This is a genomic window from Streptomyces sp. NPDC093510 (assembly GCF_040683555.1).
Classification (GTDB): Bacteria; Actinomycetota; Actinomycetes; order Streptomycetales; family Streptomycetaceae; genus Streptomyces.
The window spans coordinates 535,085-560,564 of the sequence record NZ_JBFBEE010000001.1; the positions used below are offsets into that span (position 1 = coordinate 535,085).

The following is a 25,480-nucleotide window of genomic DNA, read 5'->3' on the forward strand; positions in this document are numbered from 1 at the left end:
CGCGACGGGAGAGCGGGAGCGCCCGTCAATGCCCGTCGGCGCCCGCCAGCGCCCGTCAGTGTCCGTCAACTGCCCTCCCCCACGAGAACTTCGGCGGCGCGGCGGTCCACCCGCGTGGCCCGAATGGAGTACTGTTGCGAGCCCTGGGTCCGGTCTCCCGCCAGGGTGCCCGGGGCCTTCCAGGACCGCCGGGTGGGGGGCTCGCTTCACAGGGTGACGAACGTCGTCACTTAGCGTTGCGAAATGGTAACCGTGCCATAACGGCGAGCCAGGGCCCATGCCCGACACGCCGGGCAAATCGGCAAGGTTGTGGCAGGCTGCACCCGGGCAGGCCACACTCGACTAGCGGAAGCAGCGACGCACGTGACGTCGGCAGGCACCACCCGGGAGGTCCCCATGCCCGAACTGCGTGTCGTGGCCGTCAGCAACGACGGCACACGGCTGGTGCTGAAGGCTGCGGACAGCACGGAGTACACGCTTCCGATCGACGAGCGGCTGCGTGCGGCCGTCCGCGGCGACAGGCCCCGACTCGGACAGATCGAGATCGAGGTGGAGAGCCACCTCCGCCCGCGCGACATCCAGGCCCGGATACGTGCGGGCGCCAGCGCGGAAGAAGTGGCCCAGCTCGCGGGCATCCCCGTCGATCGCGTCCGCCGCTTCGAAGGACCCGTGCTCGCCGAGCGCGCCTTCATGGCGGAACGCGCCAGGAAAACCCCCGTACGCCGCCCCGGCGAGAACACCGGCCCCCAGCTCGGCGAGGCCGTGCAGGAGCGGCTGATGCTGCGGGGCGTCGACAAGGACACCGTCCAGTGGGACTCCTGGCGCCGCGACGACGGCACCTGGGAAGTCCTGCTCGTCTACCGCGTCGCGACCGAGCCGCACTCCGCGTGCTGGACGTACGACCCGCCCCGGCGGCTCGTCCAGGCCGTGGACGACGAGGCGCGCTCGCTGATCGGCGAGACGGACGACATCTCCGCGCCCGAGCCCAGCTTCCCGTTCGTGCCGCGCATCGCGCGGCTCCCCCGGGACCGCCCCGCGGACCGGCCGCTCGACCGTGCCCTCGACCGGCAGCTCGACCGCCCGAGCATCCCCGCTCCGCCCGCCGACCCGCCGGAGGAGAGCACCGGGGCGGCCTCCGCGGTCGCCGAGCAGGAGCGCGACTCCCTGACCAGCCTCCTGGAGGCGGTGCCCAGCTTCCGCGGCGACATGGTGGTGCCCGAGCGCCCCACGGCCGCGACCACCACGGAACTGCCGCCGCCCGCCCAGGAGGAGCCCGAGCAGGAGCCGGACTCGGAGGAGCCCCCGGCGGCTTCCGCCGGTGCCGGCGCGGCCTACGCCGACGTACTCATGCCGCGCGCGGTGGCGAGCCACCGCGACCGTCTCGTCGGCTCGACGGACCGTCAGGCCGAGGCCGACGGTGTGCGGCCGGGCCGCCGCGCGGCGGTGCCCAGCTGGGACGAGATCGTCTTCGGCACGCGCCGCAAGAAGCAGGAGTAACCGGACGCAGGGCCACGGTCCTCGCACCCGACGGGTGCGAGGACCGGCCCCGTCCTACTGCGGGTCCGGCCCCGTCGCCACGGGACGCGAGGGGTCGGCCGACCACTCCGACCACGAGCCGACGTACAGCGCGGCCGGAATCCCCGCCACCGCGAGGGCGAGCACCTCATGGGCGCCCGAGACTCCCGAGCCGCAGTAGACGCCGACCTCCGAAGTGCCGGACGTGCCCAGCGCCTTGAAGCGGACCGCCAACTCGTCCGCGGGCCTGAAGCGGCCGTCCGCCTCGACGTTCTCCGTGGTCGGTGCCGACACCGCGCCCGGGATGTGACCGGCCACGCGGTCGATCGGCTCGACCTCGCCGCGGTAGCGCTCGGCCGCGCGGGCGTCCAGGAGGAGTCCGGAGCGCGCCAGGGCCGCGGCGGAGTCCGCGTCCAGGAGGTCCGTGCTGTTCGGCGCCGGCTCGAAGGAGCCCTCGGCCGGCGCCGTACCCGCGCCCCGCTCCAGCGGACCCGTCCAGAAACCGATGCCACCGTCGAGGACCCGGACGGACGTGTGACCCGTCCAGCGCAGCATCCACCACAGGCGTGCCGCCGCCCAGTTCTGGCCACCGTCGTACACGACGACGTCCCGGTCCTGCGAGACCCCGGCCGCCCGCATCACGGCACCGAATCGGTCCACGTCGGGCAGGGGGTGCCGGCCACCGGAACCCGCGGGTCCGGCCAGGTCGGCGTCCAGATCGACGAAGACAGCCGACGGAATGTGCCCTTCCTCGTATGCGGAGCGCTGGGAGCCCGCGTGCTGCCAGCGGACGTCGAGCACGACCGGCGGATTCCCGCCCGCCAGCTCGCTCGCGAGTTCGGATGCGGAGATGATGGCATTCATGGCCCCATCCTTGCGTACGGGGTGGTCGTGTCGCCAAGGTGCGGCTACCCTGCACCGCCGGACGACGCCCGACCACGGGGCGTATGGAACCATGCACGGCCCGTACGGATGACGGACGGGTCGGAGCGAGCGCGCGTCACGGATGAGAAGCGGGAAATCGGGCATCTACCGCGGGAAGCCGGACAGCGCGGCGCCGTATGCACATTCGAATACAGAGCTGAGCGGTCGCACGAAGACCGAGGAGAGGGTGACGATGACCGAGGCGCGGGCGAATGGGGTCTCCCCTGGACAGAGCTCGTCGGAGCCCTTCGGGAAAGTACGGCGGGACGGTGCGTGGACCGGTCTGCGGGACAAGCTCGGTACGCCCTGCTGGGTGAGTCTGATGACACATGATCTGCCCGCGACCCAGGAGTTCTACGGGTCACTCTTCGGGTGGGAGTTCCGGCCGGGTCCGCAGCAGCTCGGCCCGTACGTGCGGGCGCTGCTCGACGACCAGGAGGTGGCGGGTATCGGGCAGCTGCCGGAGGGCCGTCAGCTGCGCATCGCCTGGACGCCCTATCTGGCCACGGACGACGCGGACGCGACGGCTGAGGCCGTGCGGCACTGCGGCGGCACCGTCGGCGTCGGCCCGCTCGACGCGGGTGAGGCCGGGCGGCTCGCCATCGCGTCGGACCCGATGGGCGCCGTGTTCGGCATCTGGCAGGCGGCGGCCCACCTGGGCACCGCGGTGGTCGGCAGGCCCGGCACGCCGACCTGGAACGAGCTGGTGACACTGGAGACGTCGAGCGTCGTCAAGTTCTACCAGAACGTCTTCGGCTGCACCGTGGAGGCGGTCGTCTCGGCCGACTTCGACTACGTGACGCTGTGCGTGGACGACCGTCCTGTGGCGTCCGTGCACGGAGTGGGCCAGTCACTGCCGCGCGACCGGGGCCCCCACTGGATGACGCACTTCGAAGTCGCCGACGTGGACGAGGCGGTGGAGCGGGTCCTCGAACTCGGGGGCCATGTCATCAAGCCGGCCAGGGAAGGCAACCTCGGGCGCATGGCGACGGTCGCCGACCTGGAGGGTGCGGCCTTCACCGTCGTACGTTCACACACAGACGCCTGACGCCTACGTCGCGTCCACGAAGCAGTGTCGCCGCCGCCGACTCACGTCGGCGACGTAAAAAGGCCAGGCCGGGTGAGATCCGGCCTGGCCTTTTTCCTGTTTCCTGGCCTACGGCCTGAACTGAGAACTGACCCGAACTGTCAACTGCCCGTGCGAGCCGCTACTTGCGCGGCCCGTCGGACCGCTCCGGCAGGTCGTCCCCACCCTCCGGCTGCTCCGAGCCCTCGGCCGAGGCGCGGATCTGCTCCGCGGCCCACTCACTCCACTCCCGCTGCATCTCCGTGAAGCGCAGAGCCCATTCGAGGATGATCCGGCCGTAGATCTCCAGGGGCTGCGCGCCCCATTCGAGCTCTCCGAGCTTCTCGTAGTCCTCGTGCATGCGCGTGGCCACCTCGGCGCGGCGCTTCATGAAGGACTCCGCCTCCTGCGGAGTGACGGTCCCCAGGAGGAAGACGCGCAGGAGGACGTCGTTGCGCTGGCGGTCCTCCGGCTCGTTCTTGGTCTCCAGGAGCCAGTGGCGGAGCACCTCGCGCCCCTCGTCCGTCGGCGCGTACTCCTTGCGGCCGCGGGCGCCCTCGCTGACCACCTCGACGAGGCCGGCCTTCTCCAGCTGTGTGAGTTCCGTATAGACCTGGCTCTGCGTGGCGGGCCACACGTTCGACAGGGAGACCTGGAAGGTCTTGATCAAGTCATATCCGCTGCCCGGTCGTTCTGCCAGCAGTCCGAGTAGTGCGTGACGAAGGCTCATACGGCTCATCCTAATCCCTCAACAGATCACCTTTGACATGTCGATACTGGACTATCTACTATCGACGTGTCGAGATTGGAATGTCCCGGCGCGTCGATGGCACAGGGCCGCCGAACGGGACCGAATCGAGGAGCAAGCACCCCATGGCTTACCTGCGCAGTTTCCTTCCGTGGATCGCCGTCGCGGTACTCGGCGGCACCATCGACCTGCCCGCCATAGCGCTGATCGGCCTCGTGGTCGCCGTCGCCATCATGGCGATGCAGCGGTCGCAGGGACGCCCCTGGGACGCCGCCGTCATCGAGGTCAGCGCCGTGATCTACTTCGCGGCCGTGGCGGCCCTCGCCGCCGTCCAGTCGGACCACAGCTGGCTGCAGGACTACTACCAGCCGGGTTCCTCGCTGTGGCTGGCCGTCACCGCCTGGGGCTCGCTGCTCATCGGCAAGCCGTTCACCGCGGGCATCGCCCGCACGATGGTGCCCGCCGAGCACTGGAACAGCCCGTTCTTCCGCAAGGTCAACAACGTGATCACCGCCGCCTGGGCCGCCGCCTTCACCGCCACCGGCGTGATCAACACCGTCATCCAGCACGTGAACCCCGACGCCTCCACGGCCCGCACGATCGTCAGCGTCCTCGGCTTCGTCATCCCGATCCGCTTCACCATGCGCTACCCGGAGACCGCCCGCCAGCGTCACCTGACGAAGTGATCGGGACCGGCCACGCGGCGAGGGAGACGAGGGAGGGGCATGGCGACTCGACCACCGACACAGTCCGGTGCTGGTGCTGGTGCCGGTACCGGCACCGAGAACCGAGCCGGTTCCGAAGACAGGACAAACAAGACCGTCAAGACCGCCGAGGCCGGCGAGACCGCCGAGACCGCCGAGACCGCCGAGGGCAGGACCGACCACGCGCTCGTCGACACCGTCCCCACCTCCGTCGTCCGCAGTGACTCCCCGGACGGGGAGCCCGCCGGAGCGGGAGCGGGGATCGGAGCGGAGACCGGAGCCGAGGCCGGGGTCGCCGAGCAGGGCCATCCCCGACGCTGGTGGGGCCTGGCCGTCATCCTCGCCACCGGGGCGCTCGAGATGCTGGACACGATGATCGTCCAGGTCGCCGCGCCCTACATCAAGGAGGACTTCGGCGCCTCGTCCGCGCAGATGCAGTGGACCGCCGCCTCCTACACGCTCGCCTTCGCCATGCTGCTCGTCACGGGCAGCCGCCTCGGCGACATCGTCGGCCGCAAGCGCATGCTGAACATCGGCATCGCCGGGTTCACCGTCTTCTCCGTGGTGAGCGCGCTCGCCACCGGACCCGGCATGCTCATCGCGGCCCGGTGTCTGCAGGGCGCGGCGGCCGGGCTGATGGCGCCGCAGGGTCTCGCGCTGCTGCGGTCCATGTTCCCGCCCTCGCAGCGGTCCGCGGCGTTCGCCGCGTTCGGCCCCGTCATGGGCCTCGCCACGGTGCTCGGGCCCGTCCTCGGCGGCATCATCACCAGCGCCGACCTCTTCGGTTCCGGCTGGCGCATGATCTTCCTCATCAACGCTCCGGTCGGCGTGGCCGCGCTCGTCGCGTCGGTCGTCACCATGCCGGAGAACAAGTCCCGGAACGTGACCCGGCTCGACATCATGGGCGCCGTCATGGTCTCCGTGGCCACGCTGCTGCTCGTGTATCCGCTCGTACAGGGCCACGATCAGGACTGGCCGCCGTGGATCTTCGTGCTCCTCGCGCTCTCCCTGCCCGCCTTCGTCGTCTTCGCCCTGCATCTGCGGCGGCGCCAGCGGCGCCGGGTGCGCACCGGCCGCGCGCCGCTCATCGAGCCGACCCTCTTCCGCAACCGGGCCTTCGTCGCCTCGCTCGTCGTCGGCGTCGCCTTCTACTCCGGGCTCTCCGGCATGACGATGGCCACCACCTACTACCTGCAGTCCCTGGGATACACGGCCCTGCACACCGGGCTCACCCTGGTCCCGTGGTCGATCGGCACCACCGTCGGCGCCGGCCTCGCCGGGGCCTGGCTCGGACCCAAGTACGGTCGCCGCACGCTGCACGCGGGCCTCGTCGTCACCGGCGCGGGCATGGTCGCCATGGCGGCCGCGGCGAAGAGCTCCGGTCTGGACGCCACCAGCTGGGAGCTGGCACCCAGCCTGCTGGTGACCGGCCTGGGACTCGGGCTGCTCATGGCGCCCTTCATATCCATCGCGCTCGGCGACATCTCCGACCACGAGGCCGGATCGGCGTCCGGCACGCTCAACGCCATTCAGCAGCTGGCCTACGCGCTCGGCACCGCTGTCTTCGGCTCGCTCTACTTCAGTCTCGCCGACTCCGGCCCCGTCCACGCCGTGCAACGCACGATGTGGGCCGTGACGGCCGCGTTCGGCGCCGCGTTCGTGTGCGCGTTCCTCATGCCCCGGCAAGCGCGTCAGCGCGCCGAGGAGGAGTGAGCGGCATGCGACGACAGGACACCGCACCGTGCGCAGCCGGTGCCGCACGGCGCGGTGTCCTCCCCCTGAGCCGCCGCGGTGTGTCTCCCCCGGCACACCGCGGCACCTTCTCCTCACGCCGTCGCAGCTCCCCGGCGGCCGTCCCGCTGCCGCTCGTCGAGCCACCGCGCGAGCACCGCGTCGAAGCGCGCGGGCTCCTCCACGTGCGGCATGTGGCTGGACTCCTCGAACAGTTCCCAGCGCACGTCAGGGACGTGGTCGAGGAACGGCTGGACCGTCAGCGGTGTCGCCTCGTCGTACCGGCCGGAGATCACCAGGACCGGGACCTCGATCCGCGGCAGGCTCTCGATCAACGACCAGTCGCGCAGCGTACCGATGACGTGGAAGTCGTTCGGGCCGTTCATCGTGCTGTACACCGTCGGGTCGCTCTGGAGCTCCAGGAGCGTGGCGCCGACCTCCCTGGGGAGCGGGTCCGCGCGGCACATGTGCCGTCCGTAGAAGGCGTACACCGCCCGTGTGTACTCCGGGTGGTCGAAGTCGCCCGTCGCCCCGTGGCGGCGCAGCGCCTCGCGGTGCGGGGCGGGCATCTCGTCCTTGAGCCGTTCGCACTCCTGGCGCCAGAGCACCATCGAGGCGGGCGAGTTGGCGATGACCAGGCCGCGCAGGCCAGCCGGGCGGCGCGCCGCGTGGGCCGCGCCGAGCATGCCGCCCCAGGACTGGCCGAACAGCAAGTAGTCGTCGGCCACGCCGAGTTGGCTCAGCAGGTTGTCCAGCTCGTCGAGGAAGAGGCCGACGGTCCAGAAGTCGGCGCCGTGGTCCGGCAGGTGTGTCGAGCCGCCGTTGCCGAGCTGGTCGTAGTGGATGACGGGACGGCCGTCGGCCGCGAACTCGGTGAGCCGCAGCAGGTAGTCGTGCGTGCTGCCGGGGCCGCCGTGCGCGACGACCAGCGGTGTCAGGCCGCTCGACAGATCACCGGTGATCCGGTACCAGGTTCGGTGGCCGCGGAACGGGACCGTGCCCTTGCGGCTGGGTGCGGGGAACATTCACTCACCGTCCGCGATCAGCTCGTTGAACGCCTTCGCGGCTTCCGGGTCGCGCAGCAGGTCAGGGTGGTCGCAGTCGAAGCGCAGCTCCCGCGCGACGATGCCCGCCGGGCCCGCCACGCCGTCCGGGTGCTTGTCGCGCAGCGGGTTCAGACCGCTGTGCGGCGTCGCCGAGGAGAAGGCGGTGGCTTTGGCCCAGGAGCCCTGCGCGGGCAGTTCGTCGGCCGCGACGACGTACGCGACGAACGCCGTGAACGAGTCGGTGAACTCCGCGCGGTCCTCCTCGTCGAGGTCGAGCTGCTCGAACGCGGGCTCGCTGACCTCCTTGAACAGGGTGACCAGCGTGGTGCCGAGCGCACGCAGGCCGTCGCCCGCGTCCAGCGCCGTGCGCCCCGCCTCGCCGGCCCGGGCCACCGCGTCGGCGCCGAGGATGCCCTCGAAGAGCGCGATGGACTGGTGGAACTGCCAGTACAGGCCGACCGCGTTGGCCTTCTCCGGGTCGAAGAGCAGCAGCCGGGGCGCACCGTCCTGCCATGCGGCGATGCGGTCGGCGAGTTCGGCGGCGAAGACCGCGCCCGCGCAGAATCCGAGGACGGCGCCCACGCGGCGGCCGTCGGCGCGTATCTCCTCGGTCCAGCGGTCGAGGTAGACGGCGCCGCCGGGGCCGATGTCCGTGGCGATCGCCTGCGGCATCGACTCCCACACCGGGCGGTCGGTCGCCGAGAGTTCGACGAGGTCGGCGAAGCGGGCGTCCGGGCGTCCGGTGGCCGTGAAGTCCACCGCGAGCACGAGGTCTCCGGATCCCTTTCCGCCGATCTCGGACCATGCGGTGCGGGTTGCCGTGGATTCCATGGGGTGTGTCTCCGTCTCTTGCTTGTCTTGCGCTCGCACGTCGTGCTGTGCTTGTACGTTCACGAATTCGACTCGTCGAGCTCTGCGAACTCTTCGAACTCTTGGAACTCTTCGAACTCTTCGAGCAGGTACTCGGCGACTTCCTCCGGTGTCGCGTAGTCGTAGATCAGCGCGGCGGGCAGCCGACGTCCCACCGCCTTGCTCACGCGGTCGCGGAACTCCACCGCGAGCAGCGAGGAGAAGCCGAGGTCGACGAACTCGGCGTCCGGCTCGACCTCGGCGGTCGAGGAGTGGCCCAGGATGTCGGCCGTCACCTGGCGGATGAAGCCGAGCAGCAGGGCCTCCCTGGCCTCGTCGTCGGCCGCGTCGGCGACCGCGGCGCGCAAGGTCCCGGTCAGGTCCTTCCCGGCCTCCTCGGGGTCGGGGGCCGACGGCACCGCGGCGACCGGCGCTCCGCCCGCGCGGCCCGCCGACGGCAGCCAGTAGGAACGCCGCTGGAACGCGTACGTGGGCAGGTCCACGGGCCGCGCGCCGGGGAAGAGCGCCGCCCAGTCCACGGCGGCGCCCCGCATGCGCAGCCGCGCCACCGCCTCGGCCACGGCGCCGGGCTCTGTACGGTCCCCGCGCAGGACCGGCACCACGGCGGCCGCCGCGGGGCCGGAGCCGTCGGTGGCCAGGCAGTCGCGGACCAGTGCCGAGAGAACCGCGTCAGGGCCGAGCTCGACGAAGGTGTCGGCGCCCTCGGACTCCAGGGTGCGCACCGCGTCCGCGAACCGGACGGTCTCGCGCACATGCCGCACCCAGTACTCCGGCGAACACAGCTCCCGCGCCGCCGCGAGCTTCCCGGTGAGACCGGACACGATGCCCAACACCGGCTCCCGGTAGGCCAGTTCGGCCGCGATCCGGCCGAACTCCGCGAGCATCGGCGCCATCATCGCGGAGTGGAAGGCGTGGCTGACGGCGAGGCGCTTGGTGCGGTGTCCCTGGGCCGAGACGTGCGCGGCGAGCGTGTCCACCTCGGCGGCCGGCCCCGAGACGACCACCGCGCGGGGCCCGTTGACCGCGGCGAGGGACAGCCCCGCGGTCAGCTGCGGCGCCACGTCCTCCTCGGCGGCCTCCAGGGCTGCCATGGCGCCGCCTCCCGGCAGGTCCCGCATCAGCCGTCCCCGCGCGCACACCAGCCGGGCGGCGTCGTCGAGCGACCACACGCCCGCCACGTACGCCGCCGTCAATTCGCCGATCGAGTGGCCGACGACCAGGTCGGGCCGGATGCCCCAGGAGGCAAGCAGCCGGTACAGGGCGACCTCGACGGCGAAGAGGGCGGGCTGGGCGAAGCCGGTGGAGTCCAGGGCCGCGCCGTCCTCGAGGATCACGTCCTTCAGTGGCCGGTCGAGGTGTGCGTCGAGCGCCGTGCACACCTCGTCGAACGCCGCGGCGAACTCCGGGTGTACGGCGTACAGTTCGCGCCCCATGCCGAGGCGCTGGCTGCCCTGGCCGGTGAACAGGAACGCGGTGCGGCCCGCGCCCGCCCGCTCCTGGACGAGCCCCGGCGCCGGGTCCCCCGCGGCGAACGCCGCGAGGCCGGCGAGCAGCCCGTCCCTGTCCTCGGCCACGACCGCCGCACGGTGGGAGAGGTGCGCGCGGGTGGTGGCGAGCGCGGCGCCGATGTCCGTGACGCGCTGCTCGGGGTGCGCTCCGACGTGGGCGTGCAGGCGGGCGGCCTGGGCGCGGAGTGCGGTTTCGCCGCGCGCGGAGAACAGCCAGGGGGTCGGCGCGGTCGGCGTCTCGTCCGATGTCTTGTCCGACGTCTCGTCCGACGTCTCGTCCGACGTCTCGTCCGGTGTCATGTCCGGTGTCTTGTCCGGTGCGTCGCCCGCGGCGCCGTCCCGCGGCGCCTCCTCCAGGATCACGTGGGCGTTGGTGCCGCTGATGCCGAAGGCGGACACCGCGGCGCGGCGCGGGCGGTCCGCGGCCGGCCAGGGGCGGGATTCGGTGAGGAGGCCGACCGCGCCCGCCGACCAGTCGACGTGCGGGCTCGGCTCGTCGATGTGCAGGGACCGGGGCAGTTGCCCGGCCCGCAGGGCCATGACCATTTTGATGACGCCCGCCGCGCCCGCCGCGGCCTGCGTGTGACCGAGGTTGGACTTCACCGAGCCGAGCCACAGCGGCCGTTCTTTCGGGCGGTCCTGACCGTAGGTCGCGAGCAGCGCCTGGGCCTCGATGGGGTCGCCGAGGCGGGTGCCGGTGCCGTGCGCCTCGACCGCGTCGACGTCGGCGCCCGAGAGTCCCGCCGAGGCGAGCGCTTCCAGGATGACCTGCTGCTGGGAGGGGCCGCTCGGGGCGGTCAGGCCGTTGCTCGCGCCGTCCTGGTTGGTGGCCGAACCACGGACCAGGGCCAGCACGGGGTGGCCGTTGCGGCGGGCGTCGCCGAGCCGTTCGAGGAGCAGCACGCCCGCGCCCTCCGACCAGCCCGTGCCGTCGGCGGCCGCCGCGAACGGCTTGCAGCGGCCGTCGGGCGCGAGACCGCGCTGCCTGCTGAAGTCGATGAACGTGTCAGGGGTCGCCATCACCGTGACTCCGCCCGCGAGCGCCAGCGAGCACTCGCCCGCGCGCAGCGCCTGGGCGGCGAGGTGGAGCGTGACGAGGGACGACGAGCAGGCCGTGTCGACCGTGACGGCGGGCCCTTGCAGTCCCAGTGCGTACGAGACCCGGCCCGACAGAACGCTGCCCGCGGTGCCGGTGCCGAGGAATCCCTCGACCCCGTCGGGCAGCGCGGCACGGTCGGAGCCGTAGTCGTGGTACATGATCCCGGCGTAGACGCCGGTGCGGCTGCCGCGCGCGCTGTCCGGCGCGATGCCCGCGTGCTCGAACGCCTCCCAGGCGGTCTCCAGGAGCAGCCGCTGCTGCGGGTCCATCGCCAGGGCCTCGCGCGGGCTGATCCCGAAGAACGCCGCGTCGAACTCGGCCGCCCCGGCCAGGAATCCGCCCTCGTGGGCGTAGCTCTTGCCCCGCGCGTCGGGGTCCGGGTCGTAGAGGTGCTCGATGTCCCAGCCGCGGTCGTCGGGGAAACCGCCGATGCCGTCGCCGCCTCGCCCGACGAGCTGCCACAGCTCCTGGGGCGAGGTCACGCCGCCCGGGTAGCGGCAGGCCATGCCGACGATGGCGATCGGCTCGTGGGTCCCGTCCTCCAGCTCCTGGATGCGGCGGCGGGCCTGGAGCAGGTCGGCCGTCGCCTTCTTCAGGTAGGCGCGCAGCCTGTGCTCGGTCTCGGAATGTGTTTCGGGTGACACGGGTGCGTTCTTCTCCTTGCTCAATGCTTCGTACGTCGTTGCGTCGTACGTCGTTGCCTCTCGGCCCTCTTGTCGCCGGCCGTCCCGACGCTCAGCCCTCGCCGTCCAGGAGTGCGAAGAGCTCGTCGTCCGTGGCGGCTTCGACGGCGTCCACGGCCTGCGCCGACGTGATGTCCGCGCTCGGACCCGTCGGCCCCTCCGGCTCCTGCCAGCGCGCCAGGAGCGACTGCAGGCGTACGGAGATCCGGGCGCGGACGAGCGGGTCGAGCCCGTCGTCAGCGTGGGTCCGACCGGCGAGCAGCAGCGACTCGACCGCGTCGAGGCTGCCGAGGATCGCGGTGCCCGGGTCGTCGTCGGGCGCCAGTTCGCGGTGGAGGTGGGCGGCCAGCTCGCGCGGCGTCGGGTGGTCGAAGACGAGGGTGGCCGGGAGCCGGACCCCGGTCGCGCCGGCGAGGGCGTTGCGGAACTCCACGGCGGTCAGCGAGTCGAAGCCGAGGTCCTTGAAGGGCTTGTCCGCGTCGAGCGGCCGCCGGTCCTCGAAGCCGAGCACGGCCGCGGTGTGCCGGCGGATCACGTCGAGGAGGTGCTGGGTGCGCTCGCCCGCGCCCGCGAGTCCGGCCAGGTGGCGGGCGAGGGCGTCGGCCCCCGTGCCCGCCGCCGCGGCCGTGGCGCCGGTCGCCGTGCGGCGCGCGGGCGGCGTACGGACGAGCGCGGAGAACAGGGCGGGCACCTCGCCGCCTGCCGCGCGGGCCAGCGCCCGGGCGTCGAGCGCGAGCGGCACGGCGGCGACGGGGCCGTCCGCGGTGCGGGCCCGCGCCACCGCCGCGTCGAAGAGCGCGAGTCCGCGCTCCGCGTCTAGGGCGAGCACGCCCGTGCGGGCCATGCGGTCCAGGTCGGCGCCCGTCAGACCGGCCCCCATGCCGCCCGCCGACGGGTCCCACAGCCCCCACGCCAGCGACACGGCGGGCAGGCCGTGCGCCCTGCGGTGGGCAGCGAGCCCGTCGACGTACGCGTTCGCCGCGGCGTAGTTGCCCTGCCCCGCACCGCCCAGGACGCCGGCGGCCGAGGAGAAGAGGACGAAGGCGTCGAGCGGGCGGTCTGCGGTGAGTTCGTGGAGGTGGCGTGCTCCGTCGGCCTTCGGTGCGAGCACGGTGTGCAGGCCCTCGGGGGTGAGGGAGGTGATCGTGGCGTCCTGGACGACGCCCGCCGTGTGGACGACGGCCGTCACGGGGTGCTCCGCGAGCAGCGCGGCCAGCGCGTCCCGGTCGGCGACGTCGCAGGCGGCGACGGTGACGGCGGCACCGGCCGCCGTCAGCTCCGCGACCAGCTCGGGCGCGCCCGGGGCGGCGGTGCCGCGACGGCTGGTGAGGACCAGGTCGCGTACGCCGTGGGCGGTGACGAGGTGCCGGGCGGTGAGGGCGCCGAGCCCTCCGGTTCCGCCGGTGATCAGGACCTTGCTCTGCGGGGTCCAGGGGGTGGGGGTGGGTGCGGTGCCGGGGGTGTCGGGGTCGGTGGTGTCGGTGCCGGTGGTGTCGGTGCCGGTGGCGTCGGTGCCGGTAGCGTCGGTGCCGGTAGCGGTAGCACCGGTGCCGGTAGCGTCGGTGTCCGCCGCCGCTCGGGTCAGTCTCGGGGTCAGCAACTCTCCCGACCTCAGGGCGAGTTGGGGTTCGCCCGTGGTTAGGGCGGCGGCCACGACATCAGCCTCGATGTCGGTGCCGGTGTCGGTGCCGGTGTCGGTGTCGGTGTCGGTGTCGGTGTCGATGAGGACGATGCGGTCGGGGTGTTCGCTCTGGGCCGCGCGGACGATGCCGGTCACGGCGGCGTGGCCGAGGTCGGTGACGTCCTCACCAGGGCGCGTGGCCACGGCGCCGCGCACGGCGACGACGAGCCGGGTCCCGTCGTGCTCCGCCTCGGCCAGCCACGTCTGGAGCGCGGTGAGCGCGTACGTCACCGCTTCCTCGGCCGGGAGGCCGGACGGGACGGCGAGGACGGTGTGGGCCGGGGCGGTCCGGTCAGCCGTCGACTCCCGGAGTTCCCGGAGCGGCAGCCAGTCGACGGAGTACAGCGCGCCGCGCTCGGGCGCTGTCGCCGGGCGCGACCCCAGCGCGGTGAACGGCACGGCGCGCAACGTGAGCGCGCCGACGGAGGCCACCGGCAGCCCCGTGGTGTCGGCCACCTGAACGGCGACGGTCGCGGGCCCGGCGGAAGGCGACAGGCGCACCCGCAGGGCGGACGCACCCGTCGCGTGGACGGTGACGTCCGACCAGGCGAACGGCAGCCAGACCGCGCCCTGTCCGGGCTCCGCCAGCAGGCCGCCGACGGCCACGGCGTGCAGGGCGGCGTCGAGGAGGGCCGGGTGGATGCCGTACCCCTCGGTGTCGGTGCCCTCGGGCAGGGCGACTTCGGCGAGCACGTCGTCGCCGTGCCGCCACGCGGCGGTCAGGCCCTGGAAGACCGGTCCGTACTCGAGGCCGACGGCGGCCAGCTCGTCGTACAGGCCGTCGACAGCCAGTGGTTCGGCGCCGGCCGGCGGCCACTGGGTCGGCTCGAAGCCCGGGTCGTGCTCGGCGCCGGCGCCGAGCACGCCGTCCGCGTGCATGGTCCACGGGGTGTCGTCGCCCGCGTCCTCGGCACGCGAGAAGACGGTGACGGCACGCCTGTTCGCACCCGTCCCGTCGGCACGGACCCGCACCCTGACGTGGACCGCACCGCCCTCGGGAACGACGAGCGGCGCGTGCAACGTCAGCTCCTCCAGTACGCCGCCTCCCGTGCGGTCACCGGCGTGCGCGGCCAGCTCGACCAGGCCGGTGCCCGGCAGGACGACGGTGCCGCCGACGGCGTGATCCACGAGCCACGGATGCGAGGCGGGCGACAGACGCCCGGTGAACCACGCCCCGTCCTCGTCCGGCACACCGACCGCCGCCCGCAGCATCGCGTGCCCGGCGTCGTCCTGCCCGAAGTCGGCGGCGACGCCTGCGGGGAGCGCGTTGCTGTTGAACCAGTAGGGACGGTGTTGGAAGGCGTACGTGGGCAGGTCCACCGGCGTGGCACCCGTACCGTCGAAGAAGGCGGGCCAGTCGACGGACGTGCCGTGCAGGTGGAGCCGAGTGATCGCTTCGGTCAGCGCCTGGGCCTCGCCCCGGTCCCGGCGCAGGGCCGGAACCAACGCGGCGTCGCTGTCGGTGAGGGTATCGGCGGCCATCGCGGTCAGTACCGCGTCCGGTCCCACCTCCAGGAACGTGCTCACACCCTGCCCGGTGAGCGTGTTCACCGCGTCGGCGAACCGCACCGTGCCACGCACGTGACGCACCCAGTACTCGGGGTCCGACAACTCCTCGTACGAGAGAGCCTGACCCGTCAGCGTCGATACGAGCGACAGGCGCGGCCGCTCGTACGTCAGCCCCGCAGCAACCGCGCCGAACTCGGCCAGCATCGGCTCCACCAACGCCGAGTGGAAAGCGTGGCTGACCGAAAGGCGCTTCGTCTTCCGACCCAACCCAGCAAAGTGCGCGGCGACGTCGTCCACGGCAGCCTCAGTGCCAGAGATCACCACGGAGGCGGGCCCGTTCACGGCAGCGATGTCGACCCCGTCGACCAGAGCGGCGCGCACCTCGTCTTCGGTGGCCTGCACGGCACACATCGCCCCACCAGAAGGCAGGCCCTGCATCAAACGGCCCCGAGCACAGACCAGCCGTGCCGCATCCTCCAACGACCACACACCAGCCACATACGCGGCCGCCAGCTCACCTATGGAATGCCCGGCCAGCGCATCAGCGCGGACACCCCACGACTCAACGAGCCGGAACAACGCCACCTCGAACGCGAACAACGCGGGCTGCGTGACCCCAGTCTCATCCAAAACCGCAGCCTCAGCACCGAAGACGACCTCGGCCAGCGGCCGATCCAAGTGCACGTCCAGCGCGGCACACACCTCATCCCACGTAGCAGCAAACACCGGGAAAGCGCCATACAACTCACGCCCCATCCCCAGGCGTTGACTACCCTGGCCCGTCAGCAGGAAGCCCACACGGCCGCCGGACGCCACACCCTGCAACGACGCCCCGCCATCAACAACCGCCCGCAGCCCGTCCAGCAGCGCCTCCCGGCCGCCGGCCACCACACCGGCCCGATGCGCGAACGCAGACCGAGCCGTCGCCAGCGTGAAACCGCCCGCCACGAGATCCATGCCGGGGCGGTCCTCGACGTACGAGAGCAACCGTGCCGCCTGATCCCGTACCGCCTCCGCCGTCTTCCCCGACAGCACCCACGGAACGGCCCCCAACTCTCGTACGACGGACGCCTCGTCACCCGACGCGAGCACCGGAGCCTCCTCCACGATCACATGCGCATTGGTGCCGCTGATACCGAACGACGAGACACCAGCCCGCCGCACCCGCTCCCCCGCACGCCACTCCCGCGCCTCCGTCAGCAGCCGTACCTCACCCGAGCCCCAGTCCACCTGCGAACTCGGCGCATCCACATGAAGAGTCGCCGGAAGAAACTCGTGCTGCATCGCCAGAACCATCTTCATGATCCCCGCGACACCAGCAGCAGCCTGCGTATGACCCAGATTCGACTTCACCGAACCCAGCCACAACGGCTTGTCCACCGACCGACCCTGCCCATACGTGGCCAACAGCGCCTGCGCCTCGATCGGGTCCCCGAGCTTCGTGCCGGTCCCGTGGCCCTCGACGACGTCCACGTCGGCGGGCGACATCCGGGCCGCCGCCAGTGCCTGGCGGATGACGCGCTGCTGCGAGGGGCCGTTGGGGGCCGTCAGACCGTTGCTCGCGCCGTCCTGATTGACCGCGGAGCCCCGCAGCACCGCCAGGACCCGATGGCCGTTGCGGCGTGCGTCGGACAGCCTTTCCAGGACGAGCACGCCGACGCCCTCGGAGAGTCCGGTGCCGTCCGCCGCGTCCGCGTACGCCTTGCACCGGCCATCCGCCGCGAGGCCGTCCGCCCGGCTGAACTCCAGGAACGTACCGGCCGATCCCATGACCGTGACGCCGCCCGCCAGGGCCAGCGTGCACTCGCCGCCGCGCAGCGCCTGCGCCGCGAGATGGACGGACACCAGCGAGGACGAGCACGCCGTGTCCACGGTCACGGCCGGGCCTTCGAGCCCGAGGGCGTAGGCCACCCGGCCCGAGAGGACGCTCGCGGCGACGCCGGTCATGAGGTGCCCGACCACCGCCTCCGGCATGCGCTGGAGACCGCGCAGGTAGTCGTTGCTGCTGACGCCCGCGAACACCGCCGTCCGCGTACCCGCGAGGTCCTCCGGATCGATTCCGGCGCGCTCGATGGCCTCCCAGGAGGTCTCCAGGAGCTGGCGCTGCTGCGGGTCCATGGCCAGCGCCTCGCGCGGGCTGATCCCGAAGAACTCCGCGTCGAACTCGGCCGCGCCGCGCAGGAATCCGGCGGTACGGGACGCCGTGGCGGCGGCGCCCACGCGGCGTTCCTCGCTGTCGTGCAGCTGGGCGAGGTGCCAGCCGCGGTCGTCGGGGAACGGGGACAGGCCGTCACGGGCCTCGTCGACCATCGCCCACAGGTCCTCAGGCGTGGCGATGCCGCCGGGGAAGCGGCAGGCCATGCCGACGACGGCGACGGGCTCGCGGTCCCTGTCCTCGTTCTCCCGCACCTTGCGGCGGGTGTCGTGCAGTTCGGCGGCGAGCCGCTTGAGCGTGTCGACCAGCTGCTTCTCGTCAGCCATTGTTCTCTCCGATGCCGAGTTCGTCCGTGATGAAGGCGAGGACTTCGTCGGTCGACGCGTCCTGCAGCTGTTCGTTGACGTCCATGACACCCGCGGTGTCCTTGGATGCCTTGGCGCCCTTGGCGTCCTTGGCGGCCGATGTGCCGTCGCCGCCGTCCGCCCCTGTGCCGCGGTGGCTCCTGACGCGCGCGAGGAGATCCTCCAGGCGGGCGGCGAGACCCGCGCTGTCCACGTCGTCGAGCCGGGCGTCGAGCCGGGCCCGCGACCACTGCCCCTCGATCCGGTCGAGCTCGGCGAGGAGTTCGTCGGCCGCGCCGGCCGGTGCCGTCTGCTCGGGGGCGAGCTCGCCGAGCAGGAGGCGGGCCAGTTCGCGCGGCGTCGGGTAGTCGAAGACGGTCGTGGCCGCGAGGCGCACGCCGGTCGCCGCACCGAGCCGGTTGCGGAACTCCACCGCCATGAGGGAGTCGAAGCCCAGCTCCTTGAAGGGGCGGGTGGCGCCGATCTCGGCTGTGCCGCCGAAGCCGAGGACCGTCGCCGCGTACGACTGGACGACGTCGAGGAGAGCCGCCTCCCGCTCGGCGGCGGGCAGCTCCGCGAGCCGGGCCCGCAGGGCCGCGCCCTGGCCACCGCCGTCGGTGCCCGCAGGCGCCGCGGCGGGGCCGGCTGCGCGGTGCACCGTCCGCGCCCTGACAAGGGTGCGCAGCAGGTGCGGGACCGGCGCGCCCTCCGAGGCCGCCGACGCGCGCAGCGCCGGCGTGTCGAGGTCGAGCGGGACGAGGAGGGACTGCTCTGCGCCGCGTCCCGCGAGTGCCGCGTCGAGCAGCTCCAGGCCCAGCTCGGGGGTGAGCGGGCGGACTCCGGAGCGCGCTAGGCGGGCCAGGTCCGCCGCGTCGAGGTGACCTGTCATGCCGCTCGGCCCGGACCACAGGCCCCAGGCGAGCGACGTGGCGGGCAGCCCGGAAGCCCGGCGGTGGGCGGCGAGCGCGTCCAAGTAAGCGTTGGCGGCGGCGTAGTTGGCCTGGCCAGCGTTGCCGAAGACTCCGGCCGACGAGGAGAACAGGACGAACCTGTCCAGGGCTTGACCTGCCGTCAGCTCGTGCAGGTGCCTTGCCGCCACCGCCTTGGGTGCGAGGACGGCGGACAGCTTGTCCGGCGTGAGCCTGCGCAGCGTGGCGTCGTCGAGGACGCCCGCGGCGTGGAAGACGGACCTGACCGGATGGTCGGCAAGGAGCTTGGCCACGGCGTCGCGGTCGGTGAGGTCGCAGGCGACGACGGTCACCGCCGCGCCGGCCGCCTCCAGGTCCGCGACCAGCTCGGTGGCGCCGGGCGCGGCGGGGCCGCGCCTGCTCACCAGGAGCAGGTCGCGTACGCCGTGCCGGTCGGCCAGATGGCGTGCGGTGAGGGCGCCGAGCCCGCCGGTGCCGCCGGTGACGAGGACGGTGCCGGTGGCCGGGCCGGTCGGCAGGTCGGGCAGGTCGGGCAGGTCGGGCAGGGATGCCGTTTCCCCGGTTTCCCGGGTTCCACCGTTCGGCTCCGTGTTCGCGGTGGGTTCCGCCACCTCCGCGGATTCCGTCACCTTCGCGGATTCCGTCACCTCCACGGATTCCGTCACCTTCGCGGGTTCCGTACGCGCCAGCCTCGGGACCAGGACCTCACCGGACCGCAGCGCGAACTCCGGCTCGTCCGTGGCGAGTGCCCGCGCGAGGAGCGACTGCGACGGCACGCCCGTGCCGATGTCGGCGAGGACGACGCGTCCCGGGTGCTCGGCCTGGACGGAGCGCACCAGACCGTGGACGGCGGCCTGCGCGAGGTCGGCGATGTCCTCGTCCGGCGCCGTGGAGAGCGCACCGCGCGTGACGACGACGAGGCGTACGTCGTCGGTGCGCGGGTCGGCCAGCCACATCTGGAGGTCACCGAGCGTCTGCGTGACGGTGTCCGTGACGCCGCCCTGCCAGGCCGCGGGGGCGAGGACCGTGCCGATGCGAGCGGAGCCGATGCCCGCCGAACCGATGCCCGCCGAACCGATGTCCGCCGAACTGATGCCCGCTGAACCGATGCCCGCGGTGCCGCCGCCGTCGAGCTCGTCGAGGCTGAAGATCTCGGGCAGCCCGGGGAAGAGCGGGTCGTCGCCGAACACCGCCCAGTCGCCGGGGAGTTCGGCACCCTGCCGGGACTCGGCCTCTCGGGACATGGCCTCTGGGGTCTCGACCCGCTCCCACATCACGCGGAAGAGCGTGTCCCGGTGCGGGTCGTCGCCCGCGTCGCCGAGGCGGGCCAGGGCGTCGGCCTCGAGCTGCCGCAGTTGAAGCGAGCCGACGGTGGCCACGGGCGTGCCGGACGCGTCGGCGACCGTGACGGACACGGCGTCGGTGCCCGCGGCGGCGATGTGGACGCGCAGGGCCGGAGCGCCCACGCGGTGCACGGTGACGTCGGTCCAGCCGAAGGGCAGCCAAGGCCCGCTCGGCGCGGGACCGTCGGCGCTCTCGTCGCCGCCCACGACATCGGCGCCCTCGACATCGGCGCCCACGACGTCGCCGCCCACGAAGTCGCCGAGCTTGACGGCGTGCAGGGCCGCGTCGAGCAGCGCCGGATGGACGGCGTACCCGGCGGCCGCGGCCGCCTGCTCCGGTTCCAGGGAGACCTCGGCGAAGATCTCGCCGTCCCTGCGCCACGCGGCGCGCAGGCCGCGGAACACGGGCCCGTAGTCGACGCCGATGGCGGCGTACTCCTCGTACAGGGAGTCCGTGGCCAGTGCCTCCGCGCTGGCCGGCGGCCAGGGGGTGGTAAGGCCGTCGGCGGTGGGGGTCCGGTCGCCGGGCGTCCGGTCGGCCGACGGTGCGACCGGCTGGAGCAGGCCGGTGGCGTGGGGCGTCCACGTGTCCCCCGGTTCCGCGTCGGCGGGCCGGGAGTACAGGGTCACCGGGCGGCGGCCGTCGTCGCCGGGTGCGTCGGCGAGGACGCGCAGCTGCACCGCGGTGTGCTCGCCCAGGACGAGGGGCGCCTGGAGCGTGAAGTCACCGACGCCCGCGCAGCCGGCCTCGTCCGCGGCGTGCAGGGCGAGTTCGAGGAGGGCGGTGCCGGGCACGACGGCGGTGCCGCCCACCAGGTGGTCGCCGAGCCACGGCTGTGCGTCGAGGGAGAGCCTGCCCGTGAGGAGCAGCCCGTCCCTGTCGGGCAGCGCGACGGCCGCGCCGAGGAGCGGATGGCCCGCTGCCGCCTGGCCGACGGCGGCCGGATCGGCATCGCCGCCGACGGTCTCCTTGAGCCAGTAGTGCTCGCCCTGGAACGCGTACGTGGGCAGCGCGACCCGTTCCTGCGGGCGCCCGGCGAAGACGGCGGCCCAGTCGGGGCGCACGCCGTGGGCGACGAGGCGGCCGAGCGAGGTGAGCACCCGCGCCGCACCGCCCTCGTCGCGGCGCAGCGTGCCGGTGACGACGGCGCCCGCCGCGGCGTCGACGCCGTCGTCCGCGGCGGCGTCCAGGGTGGCCTGGAGGCCCGCGGTGACGACGGGGTGCGGGCTGCACTCGACGAAGGCCGTGTGTCCGCTCGCGGCGAGCGCGCGGACGGCCGGTGCGAAGCGGACGGTGGAGCGGATGTTGCGGTACCAGTAGTCGGCGTCCATCTCGTGGCCGTCGATCAGCCGGTCCTCCAGCGTGGAGTACAGCGGAATCCGGCCAGCGCGCGGCCGCACGGGCGCGAGCAGGTCGGTCAACTCCTCGCGCAGCGGCTCCATGTGGGCGGAGTGGGAGGCGTAGTCGACGTCGACGCGCCGGGCTCGGATGTCGCCCCGCTCGCAGGTGGCGAGCAGTTCGTCGAGGGCCTCGGGGTCACCGGCGACGACGGTGGCGGACGGGCCGTTGAGCGCGGCGACGGAGATCCGCTCCGGCCAGGCACCGAGGAGCTCCGCCAGTTCGTCGGCGGGCAGCGCGACCGACACCATGCCGCCGGTTCCCGCGAGGCCGACGAGTGCGCGGCTGCGCAGCACCACGACGCGGGCGGCGTCCTCGATGCCGAGCGCCCCGGCGACGCACGCGGCGGCGATCTCGCCCTGCGAGTGCCCCACGACGGCGGACGGTACGACGCCGAGGGACTCCCACAGCGCGGCGAGGGACACCATCACGGCCCACAGCGCGGGCTGTACGACGTCCACCCGGTCCAGGGACGGCGCGCCGTCGGCGCCGCGCAGGACATCGAGGAGCGAGAAGTCCGTGTACGCGTCGACGGCGGCGGCACAGTCCTCCATCCGCGCCCGGAACACCGGTGATGAGTCGAGGAGTTCGGCCGCCATGCCGACCCACTGGGCGCCCTGCCCGGGGAAGACGAACACGGCCTTGGCCTGGCCGCCCGGCGCGAGACCCTGCTCGACGGCGGGGTCGGGTTCGCCGTCCGCGAGGGCGCGCAGTCCGCGCAGCAGCCCGTCGCCGTCACCGTCGCCGCCCACGAGAACAGCCCGGTGCTCGAAGGGGGTTCGGGTGGTGGCCAGGGCGTGGCCGACGCTCGACACGTCGGCAGGGCTCCCCGCCAGGTGGTCGTGCAGGCGGCGGGCCTGGGCGCGCAGAGCACGTTCGGTGCGGCCGGTGATCAGCCACGGGACGGGAGCGCCCGCTGTGGGGGTGAACGGCGGGACGGGGGTGTCGGAGTCGTTACGCGAACTCCCGTTGCCCGAGACCCTGTTACTCGAACCCCCGTTACTCGAACCCCCGTTACCGGTGTCCGGGGTGGCCGAGGAGGAGGCCGAGGCCGTGACGGAGGAAGCCGAGGCGGTGTCCGTCCCCGCGTGGTCGGCGGTGGCGTCGGCCGTCACGGCCGGCGGCTCCTCGAGGATCACGTGGGCGTTGGTGCCGCTGAACCCGAACGCGGAGACCCCCGCACGCCGCGCGCTCCCGTCCCTGCGCGGCCAGGCGCGGGCCTCGGTGAGCAGCCGGACGGCGCCGGACTCCCAGTCGATGCGGGAGTTGGGCTCGTCTGCGTGGAGCGTCGCGGGCAGCTCCTCGTGCGCGAAGGCCGCGACCATCTTGATGACACCCGCGATGCCGGCGGCCGCCTGGGTGTGTCCGAGGTTCGACTTCACCGAACCGAGCCACAGCGGCTCGTCGGCGGTCCTCGCCTGTCCGTACGTCGCCAGGAGCGCCTGCGCCTCGATGGGGTCGCCGAGCCGGGTTCCCGTCCCGTGGGCCTCGACGACGTCCACGTCCGCGGCCGTCAGTCCGGCCGCGGTGAGCGCCTGGCGGACGACGCGCTGCTGGGAGGGGCCGTTGGGGGCGGTGAGACCGTTGCTGGCGCCGTCCTGGTTGAGGGCGCTGCCCCGGACCACGGCGAGGACGTCGTGACCGTTGCGCCGCGCGTCGGAGAGCCGCTCGACGAGCACCATGCCGACGCCCTCGGCCCAGCCGGTGCCGTCCGCGCCGTCCGCGAACGCCTTGCAGCGGCCGTCCACGGCGAGCCCGCCCTGCCGGCTGAAGTCCACGAACGTGTCCGGCGACGCCATGACGGTGACCCCGCCCGCGAGCGCCAGGTCGCACTCGCCGCGCTGCAGCGCCTGCACGGCCATGTGCAGCGCGACGAGCGACGACGAGCAGGCCGTGTCCACGGTCACGGCCGGGCCTTCCAGGCCGAGCGTGTACGCGATGCGCCCGGAGGCCACGCCGCCGGAGGTGCCGGTGCCGAGGAATCCCTCGACGCCGTCCGGGAGGCCGGTGTAGCCGGAGCCGTTGCCGTAGTCGTGGTAGATGAGCCCGGCGAAGACGCCGGTGGAGCTTCCGGCGAGCGTGTGCGGGTCGATCCCGGCGCGCTCCAGGGCTTCCCAGGAGGTCTCCAGGAGGAGCCGCTGCTGGGGGTCCATGGCCAGCGCCTCGCGGGGACTGATCCCGAAGAACGGCGCGTCGAAGACGCCCGCGTCGTCGAGGAAGCCGCCCTGGTCGGTGAGCGTGGTGCCGGGCCGCTCCCCCGTCGGGTCGTACAGGCCCGCCACGTCCCAGCCTCGGTCGGTGGGCATCGGGCCCATCGCGTCACGGCCGTCGGCGAGCAGCCGCCACAGGTCCTCGGGCGAGCGGACGCCGCCGGGGAACCGACAGCCGATGGAGACGATCGCGATGGGCTCGGTACCGCCGTGCCCGGTCCGCGCGGAAGGGGCGCCCACCGTCGGCTGCGCTCCGGCCCGCTCACCGGCGGAGCCGGACTCGCCCTCCGCGTCTGCGCCGTCCTCGGTGTCGGCGTCGGCGTCGGCGTGCGGCAGCAGTTCGGCGTGGAGGAACCCGGCGAGTGCGTCCGGGGTCGGGTAGTCGAAGACGAGGGTGGCCGGGAGGCGGATGCCCGTCTCGGTGGTGAGGCGGTTGCGGAACTCGACGCCCGTCAGCGAGTCGAAGCCGAGGTCCTTGAAGGACAGGGTCGGGGCGATGGACTGCCCCGCCGCGTGGCCGAGAACGGCAGCGGCGGCGGTACGGACCAGGTCGAGCAGGTAGTCGTTACGGGCCCTGGCGTCCATCGCGGCCAGACGGTCAGCCAGCTGCCGGCCCTCACCGCTGCGCCCGGCGGCGCGGGCGGTGCGACGGGCCGGGGTGCGGACCAGCGCCCGCAGGAGAGGATCGAGCTCCTCGCCGGGCCGCATGGCCTTGACCACCTTGGCGGTGTCCAGGTGCATGGGCACCAGGGCCGCTTCGGGGAGGGTGAGCGCGGTGTCGTAGAGGGCCAGACCCTGCTCGCCCGTGAGGGCGGCCGTGCCGGAGGCGGCCATACGCGTGCGCTCGGCGTCGGTGAGGGTGCCGCCCATGCCGCTCGGGGCGCCCATGCCGTTTGTGGCGCCCATGCCGTTTGCGGCGCCCATGCCGCTCGTCTTGTCCAGGTCCCACAGGCCCCAGGCCAGTGAGGTGGCCGGAAGCCCGGACGCCCGACGCTGCGCTGCCAGGGCGTCCAAGTAGGCGTTGGCGGCGGCGTAGTTGGCCTGCCCCGGGTTGCCGAAGGTGCCCGCGGCCGAGGAGAACAGTACGAACAGGGCGAGGTCCGCCGTACGCGTCAACTCATCCAGGTGCCGGGCCGCCTCCGCCTTCGGAGCCAGCACGCCACGCAGCCGCTCCGGAGTGAGGGACTCCAGCAGACCGTCATCCAGGACACCCGCCGCGTGCACCACACCCGTCAACGGACGATCGACGGGAATGGCATCCAGGACATCGGCCAGCGCCTTCCGGTCAGAGACATCACAAGCCGCCCAGGTGACTTGCGCGCCCAACTGCGCGATTTCTCGGGTGAGTTCGGCGGCTCCGGGGGCTTGTTCGCCCCGCCGGGAAGCGAGGAGCAGGTGGCGTACCCCGTGCTGGGCTGCCAGGTGTCGGGCCAGGAGCGTGCCCAGCGCGCCGCTCGCACCCGTCACCAGCACCGTGCCCCGCGGGTCCGGCTCGACCGGCATGCGCAGGACGAGCTTGCCGGTGTGGCGGGCCTGCTGGAGATAGCGGAAGGCATCCGAGATCTCGCGTACGTCCCAGCTGCGGACCGGCAGCGGAGGCAGGGCCCCCTTTTTGAAGAGGGGAGTCAGTACCGCGAACATGTCCGCGAGCTTGTCCGGCCCGGCGTCCATGACGTCGAAGGACTGGTAGACGACCCCGGGATGATCCTGGGCGACCTGCTCCGGCTCACGGATATCGGTCTTGCCCATCTCCACGAACCGGCCACCACGCGGCAACAGATCCAACGAGGCGTCCACGAACTCCCGCGCCAGCGCATCCAGTACGACATCCATGCCCCGGCCACCCGTAGCGGCAAGGAACGACTCCCGGAAGTCCAACGTCCGCGAGTTGGCGATCCGCCCATCCGGCAGACCCAGCCCACGCACCGCATCCCACTTGCCAGGACTCGCCGTGCCGAACACATCAGCACCCAGATGACGCGCCACATGCACCGCCGCCATCCCCACACCACCGGA

The 25,480-nt window shown here is 73.0% G+C and carries 10 protein-coding genes and 1 pseudogene; 4 read left to right on the top strand and 7 right to left on the bottom strand.

From position 1 onward, the window contains the following. The first annotated feature begins 396 nt into the window (after positions 1-396). On the top strand, positions 397-1,497 hold the full coding sequence (gene sepH, locus AB0N81_RS02160) for a septation protein SepH (RefSeq protein WP_365354786.1): 1,101 nt from the start codon (positions 397-399) through the stop codon (positions 1,495-1,497). Between the two features lie 54 nt (positions 1,498-1,551). Here the strand turns inward: sepH and AB0N81_RS02165 are convergent, their stop codons facing one another. Continuing rightward, complete coding sequence (locus AB0N81_RS02165; RefSeq protein ID WP_365354788.1) at positions 1,552-2,379, bottom strand: sulfurtransferase; 828 nt, start codon at positions 2,377-2,379, stop codon at positions 1,552-1,554. A 382-nt stretch (positions 2,380-2,761) separates the two neighbouring features. Between AB0N81_RS02165 and AB0N81_RS02170 the strand changes: the two genes are divergently transcribed. After that, positions 2,762-3,487 (top strand): VOC family protein, encoded by a 726-nt coding sequence (locus AB0N81_RS02170; RefSeq protein WP_365354790.1) that lies wholly within the window; start codon positions 2,762-2,764, stop codon positions 3,485-3,487. Between the two features lie 160 nt (positions 3,488-3,647). Here the strand turns inward: AB0N81_RS02170 and AB0N81_RS02175 are convergent, their stop codons facing one another. Continuing rightward, a complete protein-coding gene (locus AB0N81_RS02175; RefSeq protein WP_365354791.1) occupies positions 3,648-4,235 on the bottom strand; it encodes a PadR family transcriptional regulator in 588 nt (195 codons plus the stop codon). Between the two features lie 143 nt (positions 4,236-4,378). Here AB0N81_RS02175 and AB0N81_RS02180 point away from each other — a divergent pair, with 143 nt between their 5' ends. Both AB0N81_RS02180 and AB0N81_RS02185 read left to right on the top strand, forming a co-directional pair. Beyond that, positions 4,379-4,939: a hypothetical protein gene (locus AB0N81_RS02180; protein WP_365354793.1), complete on the top strand. Its 561-nt coding sequence runs from the start codon at positions 4,379-4,381 to the stop codon at positions 4,937-4,939. 39 nt (positions 4,940-4,978) lie between these two features. Further along, the gene (locus tag AB0N81_RS02185) at positions 4,979-6,670 is read left to right on the top strand and encodes an MFS transporter (protein ID WP_365354794.1); all 1,692 of its coding nucleotides are present in this window, start codon (positions 4,979-4,981) and stop codon (positions 6,668-6,670) included. A 113-nt stretch (positions 6,671-6,783) separates the two neighbouring features. Here AB0N81_RS02185 and AB0N81_RS02190 read toward each other — a convergent pair whose 3' ends face one another. From AB0N81_RS02190 to AB0N81_RS02210, 5 genes and pseudogenes are all read right to left on the bottom strand, one after another. Then, positions 6,784-7,713, bottom strand: a complete 930-nt coding sequence (locus AB0N81_RS02190) for a proline iminopeptidase-family hydrolase (RefSeq protein ID WP_365354796.1) — start codon at positions 7,711-7,713, stop codon at positions 6,784-6,786. Then, positions 7,714-8,565: a hypothetical protein gene (locus tag AB0N81_RS02195; protein WP_365354797.1), complete on the bottom strand. Its 852-nt coding sequence runs from the start codon at positions 8,563-8,565 to the stop codon at positions 7,714-7,716. It lies immediately after the preceding gene. Positions 8,566-8,624: 59 nt separating this feature from the next. Then, positions 8,625-11,807 (bottom strand): annotated as a pseudogene (locus AB0N81_RS02200) (beta-ketoacyl synthase N-terminal-like domain-containing protein); the annotation flags it as partial. A 139-nt stretch (positions 11,808-11,946) separates the two neighbouring features. Further along, positions 11,947-17,565, bottom strand: coding sequence for an SDR family NAD(P)-dependent oxidoreductase (locus AB0N81_RS02205; RefSeq protein WP_365354799.1), 5,619 nt, complete (start codon positions 17,563-17,565; stop codon positions 11,947-11,949). Continuing rightward, on the bottom strand, positions 17,558-25,480 hold a 7,923-nt coding region (locus AB0N81_RS02210; RefSeq protein ID WP_365354803.1), incomplete at its 5' end, for an SDR family NAD(P)-dependent oxidoreductase. The genes AB0N81_RS02210 and AB0N81_RS02205, both read right to left, overlap by 8 nt.

Bases quoted from the DNA above. Each gene is read 5' to 3' on its own strand.
- sepH (WP_365354786.1), top strand. From the start codon at position 397: ATGCCCGAACTGCGTGTCGTGGCCGTCAGCAACGACGGCACACGGCTG.
- AB0N81_RS02165 (WP_365354788.1), bottom strand. From the start codon at position 2,379: ATGAATGCCATCATCTCCGCATCCGAACTCGCGAGCGAGCTGGCGGGC.
- AB0N81_RS02170 (WP_365354790.1), top strand. From the start codon at position 2,762: ATGACACATGATCTGCCCGCGACCCAGGAGTTCTACGGGTCACTCTTC.
- AB0N81_RS02175 (WP_365354791.1), bottom strand. From the start codon at position 4,235: ATGAGCCTTCGTCACGCACTACTCGGACTGCTGGCAGAACGACCGGGC.
- AB0N81_RS02180 (WP_365354793.1), top strand. From the start codon at position 4,379: ATGGCTTACCTGCGCAGTTTCCTTCCGTGGATCGCCGTCGCGGTACTC.
- AB0N81_RS02185 (WP_365354794.1), top strand. From the start codon at position 4,979: ATGGCGACTCGACCACCGACACAGTCCGGTGCTGGTGCTGGTGCCGGT.
- AB0N81_RS02190 (WP_365354796.1), bottom strand. From the start codon at position 7,713: ATGTTCCCCGCACCCAGCCGCAAGGGCACGGTCCCGTTCCGCGGCCAC.
- AB0N81_RS02195 (WP_365354797.1), bottom strand. From the start codon at position 8,565: ATGGAATCCACGGCAACCCGCACCGCATGGTCCGAGATCGGCGGAAAG.
- AB0N81_RS02205 (WP_365354799.1), bottom strand. From the start codon at position 17,565: ATGGCTGACGAGAAGCAGCTGGTCGACACGCTCAAGCGGCTCGCCGCC.